The organism is Bradyrhizobium sp. SZCCHNRI3052, assembly GCF_032484895.1.
Classification (GTDB): domain Bacteria; phylum Pseudomonadota; class Alphaproteobacteria; order Rhizobiales; family Xanthobacteraceae; genus Bradyrhizobium.
Map to the genome: position 1 here is coordinate 1 of NZ_JAUETW010000023.1, position 13,740 is coordinate 13,740.

The 13,740-nt window shown below is 63.9% G+C and carries 11 protein-coding genes; 8 read left to right on the forward strand and 3 right to left on the reverse strand.

Annotated elements, in window-relative coordinates:
- From QW887_RS34325 to QW887_RS34335, 3 genes are all read right to left on the reverse strand, one after another.
- Positions 1-1,049: cytochrome c3 family protein (locus QW887_RS34325; RefSeq protein ID WP_316196148.1), on the reverse strand; the 1,049-nt coding region annotated here is incomplete at its 3' end.
- A 490-nt stretch (positions 1,050-1,539) separates the two neighbouring features.
- Positions 1,540-2,898 carry a cytochrome c3 family protein gene (locus QW887_RS34330; RefSeq protein ID WP_316175942.1) on the reverse strand — a complete coding sequence of 453 codons (1,359 nt, stop codon included), beginning with the start codon at positions 2,896-2,898 and terminating at the stop codon, positions 1,540-1,542.
- Positions 2,899-2,910: 12 nt separating this feature from the next.
- Positions 2,911-3,789: a pyridine nucleotide-disulfide oxidoreductase gene (locus tag QW887_RS34335; protein ID WP_316165079.1), complete on the reverse strand. Its 879-nt coding sequence runs from the start codon at positions 3,787-3,789 to the stop codon at positions 2,911-2,913.
- A 358-nt stretch (positions 3,790-4,147) separates the two neighbouring features.
- Here QW887_RS34335 and QW887_RS34340 point away from each other — a divergent pair, with 358 nt between their 5' ends.
- From QW887_RS34340 to QW887_RS34375, 8 genes are all read left to right on the forward strand, one after another.
- On the forward strand, positions 4,148-5,449 hold the full coding sequence (locus QW887_RS34340; RefSeq protein ID WP_316196150.1) for an NAD(P)-binding domain-containing protein: 1,302 nt from the start codon (positions 4,148-4,150) through the stop codon (positions 5,447-5,449).
- Positions 5,436-6,938, forward strand: a complete 1,503-nt coding sequence (locus QW887_RS34345) for an ankyrin repeat domain-containing protein (RefSeq protein ID WP_315769961.1) — start codon at positions 5,436-5,438, stop codon at positions 6,936-6,938. Before QW887_RS34340 ends, QW887_RS34345 begins: the two co-directional genes overlap by 14 nt.
- A 299-nt stretch (positions 6,939-7,237) precedes the next feature.
- On the forward strand, positions 7,238-9,226 hold the full coding sequence (locus tag QW887_RS34350; protein WP_316196182.1) for a heme lyase CcmF/NrfE family subunit: 1,989 nt from the start codon (positions 7,238-7,240) through the stop codon (positions 9,224-9,226).
- An 8-nt stretch (positions 9,227-9,234) separates the two neighbouring features.
- Positions 9,235-9,771 (forward strand): DsbE family thiol:disulfide interchange protein, encoded by a 537-nt coding sequence (locus QW887_RS34355; protein ID WP_316175943.1) that lies wholly within the window; start codon positions 9,235-9,237, stop codon positions 9,769-9,771.
- Positions 9,768-10,280 (forward strand): cytochrome c-type biogenesis protein, encoded by a 513-nt coding sequence (locus tag QW887_RS34360; RefSeq protein ID WP_315769962.1) that lies wholly within the window; start codon positions 9,768-9,770, stop codon positions 10,278-10,280. Before QW887_RS34355 ends, QW887_RS34360 begins: the two co-directional genes overlap by 4 nt.
- Positions 10,277-11,596, forward strand: a complete 1,320-nt coding sequence (ccmI, locus tag QW887_RS34365; RefSeq protein ID WP_316196152.1) for a c-type cytochrome biogenesis protein CcmI — start codon at positions 10,277-10,279, stop codon at positions 11,594-11,596. Before QW887_RS34360 ends, ccmI begins: the two co-directional genes overlap by 4 nt.
- 63 nt (positions 11,597-11,659) lie before the next feature.
- Positions 11,660-12,313, forward strand: a complete 654-nt coding sequence (locus QW887_RS34370; RefSeq protein ID WP_315717732.1) for a response regulator transcription factor — start codon at positions 11,660-11,662, stop codon at positions 12,311-12,313.
- A 4-nt stretch (positions 12,314-12,317) separates the two neighbouring features.
- The gene (locus QW887_RS34375) at positions 12,318-13,691 is read left to right on the forward strand and encodes a HAMP domain-containing sensor histidine kinase (protein ID WP_316196154.1); all 1,374 of its coding nucleotides are present in this window, start codon (positions 12,318-12,320) and stop codon (positions 13,689-13,691) included.
- The last annotated feature ends 49 nt before the right edge of the window (positions 13,692-13,740 follow it).

The window sequence follows — 13,740 nt, forward strand, 5'->3', positions numbered from 1 at the left end:
GGGATGTGCGGCGGCGTGGTCATGCCCTGCGCGGTCTTGCCGTTGTGGCAGGTCGCGCAGTTGGTGTCGGTCGCGGCATGCTTGAACGCCGCACCGCCCCAGCTGGTGAAGCCGCCCGAGGCCGCCTTGGCGTGACAGCTGACGCAGTCGGCACCGCCGGTGGCGACGTGGTTCGGGTACGACGCGGTGCCCATGGCGCCCTTGGTGCCCTGGCCGGTGAAGGAGCCGTTGTGGCAGCTGTCGCAGCGCGCGGTCGCCACCGCGGCGTGGTTCATGGTGTAGGTGGCGAAGCTCGCCGCGGTGTTGCTGTGGCAGTTCGAGCACTGCAGCGTCCCGGTCGGGATGTGCGGCGGCGTCGTCATCCCCATCGCGGTCTTGCCGTTGTGGCAGGTGGCGCAGTTGGTGTCGGTCGCCGCGTGCTTGAATGCCGCGCCGCCGAAGCTCGCCGTGCTGGTGTGACAGGACTCGCACGGCAGATTGGTCTGGAGATGGTTGCTGGACTTGCCGCGCGCCGTCGTCCCGTTGTGACAGTTGGCGCAACCGGCGACGATGCCGGCGTGGTCCATCTTCATTCTGATGCGAAAACTCGCCGTCGACCTGTGGCACACATCGCATGGCGCCGCCGTCGTGATGTGATCCTTCGACTTGCCCCGTGCCATCACGCCGTTATGGCAGGTCGTACATGACGCCTTCGCCTGGGTATGATCGATCGCCCGAACGTCCTTCCATGTCGAGGTCTGGTGGCAGCTCTCACATCGCCTCGTGGACATCGGGTGGTTGACCGACATGCCCGCCGTCTGCGCGCCGTTGTGGCAACTGGCGCACTGCGTCTGCGTGCCCTTGAACCGCCCGCCGACGTGACAGGACGAGCACTCCACCCCGACATGGCTTCCGGTCAGCGGAAAACCTGTCGAGACATGGTCGAATGAGCTCTGCGCGGCAGCATGCCCTGCCAACACGAGAGCGAGCAGCATACAGGCGAGCAGCCACTGCACCATACGGTGCGAGGCTCGCGCCACCAGCCCCAGCTTGCTGTAGCAGCTGCTCAACTCCAACTCCGCTCTTCACTCTCGACTCGATCGCCAGCCGGACATCCGACGGAGACCGGCCGACCCCAATCCAGCCGAGACCGTTGAGCGTCCGCTGCTCGGCGGTCGCCCCGACAAATCCAAGACACCCTTGCGGATTTCCCCTACGGCCCGGCGGCACGTCTTCCCCAGCCACCGAATACTCGGAACGCTCCGTGCTCCCTTGATCGAGCGCTGCATCGATCGGGCGACGACGGAGTCATCGGCCAGATCACGCAGCCTTCGCTACGCCTACGACAGGGCTTCCAGAGACGCGCAAAGCTGGCCCAAAACTGGGCCAAGCTGAACTCAAGCTGAATGGAGGTTAAGGTTTCTGACGTCGCGCGCGCGCAATGGTCCCGCAAGCTCATCATGCAAGCCATTGATCTGCATGCGAACTGATAGCTGCTGCGAGCCGATGTCAGCTCGACACGATCTCAGACGCCGTGTGCGGCCAACGCAGCCGTTCGAATCAGTTCCTGATCTGAACGTTGCGCCATCCCGTTGCGACATGGCAGCGCTCGCACGTCTGACCGAAGGTGCCATTGTGCACGTCCGAGCTGCGATGACAGCTGAAGCAATCCATCGGCAACTTCAGATCCGGCGGCGACTTGGCCTTGTGACAGGCCTCGCACGTGATCTTCTGGTGGACACCGACCAGCGGGAATCGTGTCTGCCGCGCGTGATCGAAACGCCAAAGCCGCCACCCATTCGGATTGTGACAGCTGGCGCACCGCCCTCCAAGCTTCCCCTGGTGGAAATCCTTGTGGCAGCTTTCGCAGGCCATCGGCGTATTCTTGTAGGTCGGCGTCCGGTGGCACTCCTCGCAAGGCACCGACTTGTGCAGACCTATCAACGGAAAACGCGTAATCTCATGATCGAAGGTGAGCTTCTTCCGCCAGCCCGCATCGCTATGGCACGTCTCGCAGCGTTCGCCGAGCTTGCCCTGATGCGGATCCTGCTTGCGGTGACAGGACACGCATGACGTCGCGAGCTTGTCCCGATAGAGATCACCCGTATGGCAGCTCTCACACTTCACCTTGGCATGCGCATTTCGCAGCGGGAAGCGGGTCTTGTCGTGATTGAAGCGGACCGTCTTCCATTTCTCCTGATCGTGACACGTCTCGCACTTGTCGCCGAAGCGGCCGCCATGGACGTCCTGAAGACGGTGGCATGAGCCGCACGACGTCTGCAGATCCTTGTATTGCTCGCCGGAGTGGCACGTCGCACAAGCGACCGACTTGTGAGCGCCCACGAGGGGAAACCGGGTCTTCGTGTGGTCGAACTCCTTGGTCGCGCGCCATTTCACCGCCGTGTGGCAGTTCTCGCAGCGTTCACCAAGCCGGCCGCGATGCGGATCGAGCGCCTTGTGACACTCGAAGCAGGTCGAGGGCGTGTTGCGGAACTTCACCTTCGCGACGTGACATCCCGCACAAGGCACGGTCTTGTGCGCATCGACCAGCCGGTAGTTCGTCATATCGTGGTTGAAGGTTTCCTTGTCGAGCTGGACGATGTCGGTTCCACGCCCCTTGTGGTCGGTGTGACACTGCCTGCACTCCTGGCTCAGCGCCGCCTGGTCGCGTCCGTGCAGGCGCTCACGCTGCCTGCGATCGACGGCAATCTCCTTGTGGCAATCGAGGCAGAGGCCCGACTGTGCCTTCCGGGTATAGGCTTCGTGGCACTTTCCGCATTCGCTCTCGAGCTTGGCATGCTTCTCGGCCAGCGGGCCGGGCATGACCAGCTTTTCCAGCAACGTCTGTGCTCGAACTCCGGCCGACAGCATGGCAACGCCGGCCAGGACGGCGACAACGACCGCAACACGCCACCGCATCACGCAACTCCGTCAATAGTGATGGACGGCCCAGACATGAACGACGCCCGCCAGCAGCATGAGAAAAAACAGCGGCAGATGAAGCACATGCCACAGCGAAAACAATCGTTCGAAGAACGTCAGCTCAGCGGCCTTGCGCACTGCGGCGGCGTAGCGCCGCACCACCTCCTCGATTCGCTTCTCGCGACGCCGTCGCTCGGACCACGACCATCGCGCGCGCTTGGCTTCGGCGCGAATGAGGCGGCGCGCTTCCGCAACCACATTGGCGCGCAGCCGCCTCGTCCGCGCTGCGATGACCGCGCCGGTTCGCAGGCTGCCCAGCGCAGTTCGCGGCACCTTGTTGTCGAGCCCCTTGCTGAAGGCAGCCAGCTCCCGCGACACGAACGAGACGGCCTGCATCTCCTCACCGAGCTCCGTTCGCATTGCCTCGGCCTCGGCGAGCAGCTCCTTGACACGCGCTCTCCCGCCATGGAGGCCCATATGGATCTTGCCATAGATGTAACGGCCGATCACGCCGCTGATCGCCACGATCAGCATGGTGAAGAATGCCACGTTGCTGTTGAGCGCCCCCAGTTGGAAATTCGCATGGAATAGGATGAGCACGGGACCAATGACGCCGAGCAGCATGTGGGTCCTGAACCAGAACGGCACCGAGCCGATGCCGCGCAGCGACTTGAAGCGCTTACGCATCGAATAGGCCAGCAGCGACAGCATGGCGACGCTGCCGTAGATCCCGAGCCAGTATCCGGTGCCGGAGCCCGGCGTAATATACTCCTCCTCCTTCTGCAGCCACCCGACGGCAATCGCTCCGAGGACGATGACCGTGATGACGACCGGAATGGTTCCTCGAAGAGGATTGCCGCTCGCGCGAGCGACCGCTGCTCTGCTCATGACCTCGACGTTTCCTGTGAATCCCGAATGCCGGATCGGCGGAAGCCAGACCCGTTCGCGGAGCCCCGGATCTCAGTCGAGAGAGAACTTAGTGATAACCACTTGCAACAACCCTCTCCGTCTTCCGACACCGACGTCATTAGTCCGAAATCAGTGCGAGCCATATTTCCGCCGACGGCATCTGTTCAACGAATGATCCAATCCTGGTCTCCAAGACGTCAGATCATTCTGGAATTTCTATGTCGGCATCTCTTGAGAGGAATTTGCATCTAGCACCGCATCCGACCTTTTCACGCGGAGTTCGCGGTCGGCGACTCTCTATCTTCCGCTGTTAGTTCGTAAGAAAGAGAGAGACGACATGGCGATCGATCTCCTGATTGTCTACGCCGCGCCAATGCTCGGCGTCTGGGCCACTTACATGGCCGTGCGCAAGCGGAAGGAAATAAAGAGCGTCGCGAAGCTCTCGGCCGCCAAGGACGCCGGTCTTCTCGAGCCGGCATCGCTCCATCCCATCATCGATCCTGCCTTGTGCATCGGCTGTGGCTCATGCGTCAGGGCGTGTCCGGAGGGCGACATTCTCGGCCTGATCGGCGGCAAGGCGTCGCTGGTCGAGCCTTCGCATTGCATCGGACACGGCGCCTGCAAGGCGGTGTGCCCCGTGAACGCCATCACGCTGGTGTTCGGCACCGAAACGCGCGGCATCGACATTCCGAACGTGGACGAGGCGTTCCAGACCAACGTGCCCGGCATCTTCATCGCCGGAGAGCTCGGCGGGATGGGGCTGGTCCGCAACGCCATCGAGCAGGGACGCCAGGCGATCGACTCCGTCCGCAAGGTCAAGAACATCGGCAAGTCCGATATGCTCGACGTCGTGGTCGTCGGCTGCGGTCCGGCCGGACTCTCCGCCAGTCTCGCCTGCCTGCAGCATCGGCTGCGCTTCGTCACGCTCGAGCAGGACTCGCTCGGCGGCACCGTCGCGCACTTTCCCCGCGGCAAGCTGGTGATGACGGCACCTTTCACGCTGCCGCTCGCGGGCAAGTTCAACTTCAGAGAGCTCAGCAAGGAGCAGTTGATCGCCTTCTTCATGAGCATCGTGCGCAAATCCCGCCTCAAGGTGAACGTCGGCGAGCGCGTCGAGGCCGTCACGCGAGTCGGAGAAGGCTTCGACGTCAGGACGAACCGCGGCAGCTACAGAACGCATGCCGTGCTCCTGGCGATCGGGCGCCGCGGAACGCCGCGCAAGCTGGAGGCTCCAGGCGAAGAGCAGACCAAGGTCGTCTATCGACTGGTCGACCCCGAGCAGTATCGCGGCCAGCACGTGCTCGTCGTCGGCGGCGGCGACGCTGCATTGGAGGCCGCATGCTCCATCGCCGATGAGCCTGGAACGACGGTGACCCTGTCGCATCGCAGCGAGTCGTTCGGTCGCGCCAAGCTGAAGAACCGTCAACGGACGGAAGCAGCCGCGCAATCGGGCCGGCTCCGCGTCATCTACAATTCGTCAGTCAAACGGATCGGCGATGACGACGTCGAGATCGATGCCAATGGCAGCACGAGCACGATCCCAAACGATGCCGTCGTCGTGTGTGTCGGCGGCATTCTGCCCACCGCATTCCTGAAGAGCATGGGTATCGAGGTCGAGACGAAATATGGCACGGCTTAAGTCCTCTCACGTCATCATCCCCCTGATCTGTCTCGTCGGCTCGACCGTGCCGTCGGTCGCCCCGGCCGGCGAAACGCCGGCCGGCGTGAGCTCCGAAGCATCCGCGAGCCAGGCGGCCGATGCCGCGATCCGCGCCGGACATCCCGAGGACGCACTGAAGCTGCTCGAGCGCGCCGCCAGCGCCGGCAATCCGGAGGCGCAGTACCGGCTTGCATCACTTTACCGCGCCGGTCTCGGCACCAGAGCAGACGACACGCTGGCGTTCAAATGGATGGAGGCAAGCGCAAGGAAGGGACACGTCAAGGCGCAGTATAATGTCGCAGCGATGTGGCTTGCGGGCCGCGGAACGCCGGCCGATCCCGACCGGGCGCGGGACTGGCTACGCAAGTCGGCGGCGGCCGGCTATCAGCCCGCCGAGCAGTTGCTGGCCGACATGGTCAACCGAAATGTGCGCCCGCGCGCCGGGGAGCCGGCGCGCGAAGCTGCGCGCAGGCCGCCCCCGACGCTCGATGCGCAGGCAGCCATGCGAAACGGCCATCCGGCCATCATCGACGCCGCCCTGCGCGGCCAGTTCGATCCGATGCGCCAGCTCATCGCTGCGAAGGCTGACGTCAACGCGGTCAACGAGGACGGCGATACGCCTCTGGCGATCGCTGCGGCCGCCGGGCATCTTCGGCTGGTGGAGCTCCTGCTCGCCTCGGGAGCCAATCCGAACACCAGCAACCGGCGCGGCGACACGCCATTGATGCTGGCAGCGGACAAGGATCATGGAGACATCATCAGACTGCTGCTGACCAAGGCGGCCGACCCGTCTGCAGCGCGTGCAGATGGCGCGACCGCACTACTGATGGCGCTCAGCCGCTGCAACGGCGCCGCTATCGCCGCGCTCCTCGACGGCGCCTCCGGCAGTCTGCCCGCGTTGGCAGACGGCCGGACCCCACTCATGGTCGCGGTCGCGTCGTGCCCCAATGGCCCGCTCGATCGGCAACTCGTTCAGAGATCCGACCTCAACGCCGCCGATGGGCAGGGCCGCACCGCACTCTGGCACGCGGCCGGCAATGGCAATACGCACGCGATCGGACAACTGATCCGCGCAGGTGCGGACGTCAACCGCGCGGACACCGACGACAAGACGCCGTTGCTGAATGCCATCGAGGGCCGCAGCGCCGCGGCCTCGCTGCTTCTGTTGGACCATGGGGCCGACCCGAAACGCGCGACAAGAGGCGGAAATACCGCTCTCATCCTCGCCGCGCGTGCCGGGCTTGCGGATGTCGTCAGTGAGCTTCTCAGGCGCAAGGCCGACCCGAACATGCGCAACGGCCAGGGCATGAGCGCGCTGATGATGGCGGCCCATGAGGGGAACATCGGCATTGCGCACAGCCTTCTCGCCGCCGGTGCCGAAAAGCAGTTGAGGAACAAGCGCCGCGAACGTGCCACGGACATCGCCGCTGCCAGCGGTCACGGCGATATCGCCAAGCTTCTGGAATAGCGGACGATTTCGTCTCGCCTTTCTGCCTATCATGCCGTCGACCTCGCGTTCGCCGCTCGACGGCGCGGCAGATGATTCGCGCGCTATATCTCAATGAATATAACACTAAGTACCAAGACGCCCCGATGATACCGCTCTCCGGCCGTGGGTGCGAATGAGTTGCAGTTACACTACGATGCACGTCGATGGATCATCATCATTCCGTACGAATGATGCCTCATTCGGCGCATTGATTGTCGGCGCATCACAGACACTTGATAGTTAGCTGCAGGAATATCCGCTGCAGTCGGAGATACCAAATGACAGCGGAGGTCGGATCGTTTGCGCTCATTCTCGCGCTCCTCGTATCGCTGGTGCAGTCGATCGTTCCGTTCGCAGCGCTGCGCCGCCAATCCGCGATGATCGCCGGCTTCGTTCGTCACGCTGCCTTGACTCAGTTTCTGTTTGTCGCGATCGCATTCGCATGCCTGACGTCGCTGTTCGTCCACTCCGACTTTTCGGTCCAGGTCGTCGCAGCGAATTCGCACACGCTGAAGCCGCTGCTTTACAAGGTCTCCGGAGTCTGGGGAAACCATGAGGGATCCATGCTGCTGTGGGTCCTGATCCTCTCCTTGTTCGGCGCGGCAGTTGCATTGTTCGGAACGAACCTTCCGGAGCGGCTGCAGAGCAACGTTCTCGGCGTGCACGGCATGATCGGCCTCGGCTTTCTGGCGTTCATCGTCTCGACGTCGAATCCGTTCGCGCGGCTGGTCGATGCTCCCCTCGAAGGCAACGGACTGAATCCGATTTTGCAGGATCCTGGCCTCGCCTTTCATCCACCGTTTCTGTATCTGGGTTACGTCGGCTTCTCGATGGCGTTCTCGTTCTCGGTCGCCGCGCTGATCGAGGGAAAGGTCGATGCCAGCTGGGCCCGCTGGGTCCGACCGTGGGTGCTCGCGGCCTGGTGCTTTCTCACGATTGGAATCACGCTGGGCAGCGCATGGGCGTACTACACGCTCGGCTGGGGCGGCTGGTGGTTCTGGGACCCCGTCGAGAACGCCTCCTTCATGCCGTGGCTTGCGGGGACTGCGCTCCTGCATTCCGCCCTGGTGGTCGAACGTCGGAGCGCCCTCCAGAGCTGGACGATCCTGCTGGGGATCGTGACCTTCTCATTGAGCCTGATCGGGACTTTCCTGGTGAGGTCCGGCGTGCTCACCAGCGTTCATGCCTTCGCACAGGACCCGTCGCGTGGCGCATTCATCCTGGCGCTCATCCTGGTGGCGACCGGCGGGGCGTTGACGCTGTATGCGATCAGAGCCCCAAGCCTGAAGCAAGGTGCGCTGTTCGCGGCCGTCAGCCGCGAGAGCGGCCTCGTCCTCAACAATGTGCTGCTCACGGCAGCCGTGGCCACCGTGTTTCTCGGCACGTTTTATCCGCTCCTCGTCGACATGCTCGGAAACGACAAGATCTCCGTCGGCCCTCCCTACTACAACTTGACGTTCGTTCCGATCATGGTTCCGCTGCTGCTTGCCATGGTGATCGGCCCGGTTCTGAAATGGAAGCGCGATCTCCTCGTTGCGGCCCTGCAACGACTCCGCCTGGCCGGGGGACTCGCGGCATTCATTGCCGTCGCGATCCTCGTCGCGACGTTCGGACAGCGTTTCCTGGTTGCGTTCTTCTTCGGCATCGCCGTCTGGCTCGTGGTCGGCTCGCTGATGGTGCTGGCTCATCGCGTCCGTCTCGGCATGACGGCTCCCTTGGCGACCTCGCTCAACCTCGCGCGCACCACCCCGCTCGCGGTCTACGGCCTGGTGCTGGCCCATGCGGGAATGGGCGTCACCGTCGCAGGCATTACCGGGATGACCGCGTGGGCCAGCGAGAAGGTGCAGATGCTGCGGCCGGGCCAGAGCCTGCAGCTCGCCGGCTACGACATCAAGCTGCGCTCGATCGGAAAATTTCCAGGCCCCAACTACGAAGCCGAGCGCGGCACGTTCGACATCACGCGGAACGGCAAGCCGTTCACGCAGCTCTCCAGCGAGCGCCGCTTCTATCCCGTCAGACAGCAGCAGACGACCGCCGCCGGCATTCGAACCAACCTGATCTGGAACGTCTACGTGACGCTCGGTGATCCCGACGACAAGGGCGCGTGGGCGGTGCGCTGCTACTATCACCCTCTGGTGCCGCTGGTGTGGATCGGCGCACTGATGATGGCTTGCGGCGGCTTCATCTCGCTGGCCGATCGGAGATTTCGTGTCGGTGCTCCGCGACGGGCGATGCGGGCCGTACCGACTGCCGTTCCTGCTGAATAGGACGAGATATGCCGCGCCTCCCCTATCTCATACCTCTCGTGGCTTTCGCCGCACTGGCCGCTGGACTGGCTTTCAGCCTGACCAACGATCCGCAGCGAATGCCCTCGACCCTGATCGACAAGCCGACGCCGCGTTTCCAGCTTGCGTCGCTCGACGGCAAGGGCGGCGGTCTTGCCAGCACCGACCTGCAGGGCGACGTGGTCCTGCTCAACGTTTTCGCATCCTGGTGCCCCGGATGCCGCGTCGAGCATCCCATGCTGCTCAAGCTCGCAGAGAGCTCCGCGATCCCGATCTATGGGCTGAACTGGAAGGACGATCGGAACGACGGCAAACGTTGGCTTGCCAAGCATGGCAGTCCCTATGCCCGTGTCGGCTCCGATGAGTCCGGCCGGGCCGGCATCGATCTTGGCGTGACCGGCGTTCCCGAAACCTTCGTGATCGATCGGGCCGGCCGCATCCGCTTCCGCTATCCCGGCCCGCTGACCGAAGATGTATGGCGTGACGATTTCGAACCTCTGCTGAAGGCACTCAGGAGCGAGTCATGAACTGCCGGCGGATCAAGCGCGCGGCCGAAGCGCTGCTCGTCAGCTCGCTCGTGCTGACGGCGACATGGTCACCATCTCGTGCGGTGCTTCCCGACGAAATGTTGCGCGACGAGGGACTGGAGGCTCGCGCGCGCGCGCTGGGCCAGGAGCTGCGCTGCGTCGTTTGTCAAAATCAGAGCATTGACGACTCCAACGCCCCATTGGCGCATGATCTAAGGGTGCTGCTGCGCGATCGCCTGCAGGCCGGCGACAGCGACCGGCAGGCAGTGGACTTCCTGGTCGCACGCTACGGCAACTTCGTCCTGCTCAAGCCTCCCTTGCAGTGGAATACCATCGCGCTGTGGATCGGTCCCCTGCTCGCCCTGCTCACGGCCGCCGTCGGCTTCGGCCGCTACGTGCGCCGGGCGGCAGCCAATGCGAGTGCGCCCGAGGCGGAGCACGTCGCTCCGCTCAGCGCCGACGAACTCGAAGCCATCGAGGCGATCCTCGATCGACGGAGCCTTTCATGATGCTGTGGCTGATCCTGACGGCGATGATTTCCGTGGCCGCCGCGCTCATATCGACGCCATTCATCCGCAGCTACGAGCGGAGACGGTTGGCTTCGGCTCAGGGACTTGCCGTCCACCACGACCAGCTCCGCGAGATCGAGAACGAAACCGCACGCGGCCTGATCGACAAGTCGGATGGCGAGAACGCGGCCAGCGAGATCAAGCGGCGCATTCTCGCCGCAGCGGCCGCCGAACAGCCGCCGGCGCCCTCCCTCGCCAGCTCCGAACGAAAATTTGCGCTCAGTGTCGTCACGCTGACGGTGGTGTTCGGCTCCGTCGGTCTGTATGCGGTTGTCGGAAATCCGGATGTCCCCGCGGCCGGACCGGGCCAGACCGCCAGCAGCACGACGGCGAGGTCGGTTGGCGAGGCGCGATCCGACGCCGGCACCCAGGCCATTGCCTCGCTGGAGCAGATGACCAGCCAGGACGGTCGCGACCGACCGCAGCAGGGCAGCGGACTGCCGCCGGTCGAAGAGATGATCCAGCGTGTGCAGACCAGACTGGAGCGGAATCCCAAGGATGCCGACGGATGGCGGCTGCTGGGCTGGTCGCTGTTCAACATCGAGCGCTTTGCAGAGGCGGCACAGGCCTATGCGCGCGCAATGGAGCTGCGGCCAGGCTCGGCAGAATACCGCAGCGCACGCGGCGAAGCGCTGGTGCGGGCGGCGGACGGCACCGTCACGTCCGAAGCCCGCGCGGACTTCGACGAAGCACTCAAACTGGATCCCAAGGACGCGCGCGCCCGCTTCTTCATCGGCGTCGTGAAAGAACAGGAGGGAGACAAACGGGGTGCGATGGCCGACTGGACGGCGATCGTATCGGAGGCCGATCCGAACGAGCCGTGGCTGCCCGATCTCAAGCAGCGGCTCGGCGCGCTTCGTCGCGAGCTCGGAGAGGACGGCGGCTCGCCATCGCCTGCCCGGCCGAACCTGTCCGCCGAGCGCATGCAGGAACTCCTGCGCTCCGGCAAGACCTCCGCGACCGAGCCGGCGGAGCCGCGCGGCCCCCGCGCCGAGGACATCCGCAAGGCGGAAAGCATGTCCACACAGGACCGCAACCTCATGATCCGGGGCATGGTGGATGGCCTTGCGAGCCGACTCGAGCAATCACCGCGCGATGCAGAAGGCTGGATCAAGTTGATCCGCTCGCGGGTGGTACTGGGCGATGTCGAGGCGGCGAAACAGTCGCTGCAACGCGCACTGTCGGTCTTTGCGGAGGACGTCCCGGAGCGCACGCGCATCGCTGACGCAGCCAGAGAGCTCGGGATCAATCCATAGCGTTCGAGGCCCGATCAGCGTGTCCGCATCGTCGGAACCCGTTCGGCAACCGGAGGAATGGCAATGCGCATTCTGCTCATAGAGGACGAGCCCATCTACGCGGAGCGCATCAGGGAAAGCCTGGCCGATGCCGGTTTCGAGGCGGATCTCGCCACCGATGGCAAGCAGGGCTGGATGCTGGGCAACAGCCAGCCCTATGATGCCGCGGTGCTCGACCTCGGACTGCCGTGCATTTCGGGCCTCGACGTGCTGCAACGCTGGCGTCATACCGGGCACACGCTGCCGGTGCTGATCCTGTCCGCCCGCAGCGGCTGGGTCGAGCGTGTCAACGGCCTGAACGCAGGCGCGGACGACTATCTCGAAAAGCCCTTCAAGGCGCAGGAGCTCGTTGCGCGGGTCAAATCGCTGCTCCGTCGGGTCTCCAGCAGACCGGACGCCGTGCTCCGCCTCCGGCAGATCGAGTTCAACGCGGCGGCCGGCCTGGTCAAGAAGGACGGGGAGATCGTCGACCTGACTGCACTCGAGTTGCGCGTCCTCGAACTCCTCATGCGCCGCGCCGATCATATCGTGTCGCAGACCGAACTGCTGGAGCACATCTATCCGAGCAGCGACCATCGCGACTCCAATACGGTCGAAGTCTACATTGCCCGGCTCAGGAGAAAGCTGGGGCGTGACTGCATTCGCACCGTCAGAGGCATGGGATATCGCTTCGGGTAGAGCAATGTTCAGCCGCAACTTCCGAGCCCGGATGCTCGCGGTCGCCGCGATCTGGATTTCCATCGTCTTGTTCGCCAGCGGGCTCGGGCTCTCGATCGTCATTCGCCGTGTCGTCGAGGCCCACTTCGATCATGACCTGCTGGATCACGCCCGCGAGCTCGCCGATCTCGTGGAACTCGACGCCACGCAGCGGCTGTTCATCGCCCGCGATCTGAGCGATCCGCGTTTCTCCCCTGCCCGGTCCGGAATGTATTGGCAGGTCATCCTGCAGAACGGCGAAAGCGCGCGCTCGCCGTCGTTGCAGGATGACCTTTTCCTTTCATTCACGCCCGACCAGAGTCGCGAGGGTTCCCTGCCCTCCTCCACGGCGCTTAGTGTGGAGGGACCGACCGGGCCGATGCGCATGGTCCGAAACATCAGCGAGCCGTCTCGCCTCGGGCAACCCGTCGAAATCCGTGTCGGTGCAGACGAGCGACTGATTAGTGACGAGATGCAGCACCTCAATCTGACGCTGATAGCGACGCTTGGTATCATGGCCCTCGCCATGGTTGGCACCGCCTACGCTCAGGTCGCTTACGGCCTGCGGCCGCTCCAGCGCATGAGTCGCGCCATCGTGGACGTGCGTAGCGGCAAGACCTCAAGGCTGCCTGAGGACCTGCCGGAGGAAATCATGCCGCTCGTCACCGAGCTGAACGGAATGATTGCGGCAAATCTCAACATGGTCGATCGCGCTCGCGTACTCGCAGGAAGTTTTGCACACGCGCTGAAGACACCTCTGGCAATTCTCGACGAGGAGGCAGCACGGCTGAAAGCGTCCGGTCAGGAGATCCACGCTCAGATTCTGTCGGAGCAGTGCTCGCGAATGGCGCTGCTCATCGACTACCAGACGGCGCGCGCAAAGGCCTCCACGATCGCCAATGCAGGTGCGTTTGCGGTCGTCGCAGACGTCTTGAGGAGCGTCATCAATACCTACTCGCGATTCAGCCCAGGGCACGACCGGCGGTTCGAAGTCGAAGGAGCACCCGACGTCGTCGTTGCCTGCGACACCAACGATCTGACCGAACTCATCGGCAACCTGCTCGACAATGCGGCTAAATGGGCACGTGACCGCGTCGTGATTTCGATCGAGGATCTCGACAGCACCGTCTTGATCACGGTTGAGGACGACGGGCCCGGCATTCCAGTCGAGCATCGAATGCGCGTGTTCGACGTGGGCACGAGACTTGACGACGCGAAGCCGGGCACTGGGCTCGGTCTGGCGATCGCCCGCGACCTGACCAGCCTCTATGATGGCCGATTGTGGATCGAGGATTCGCGAATTGGGGGCGTCGCCCTGAAGCTTTCGCTTCGAAAGAAGGGTGATCCAAGCTCATCGTGACATGCCTGGTACCCGCAGCCTCAAAACCGCTTGCAGAAACGCCGGCCCG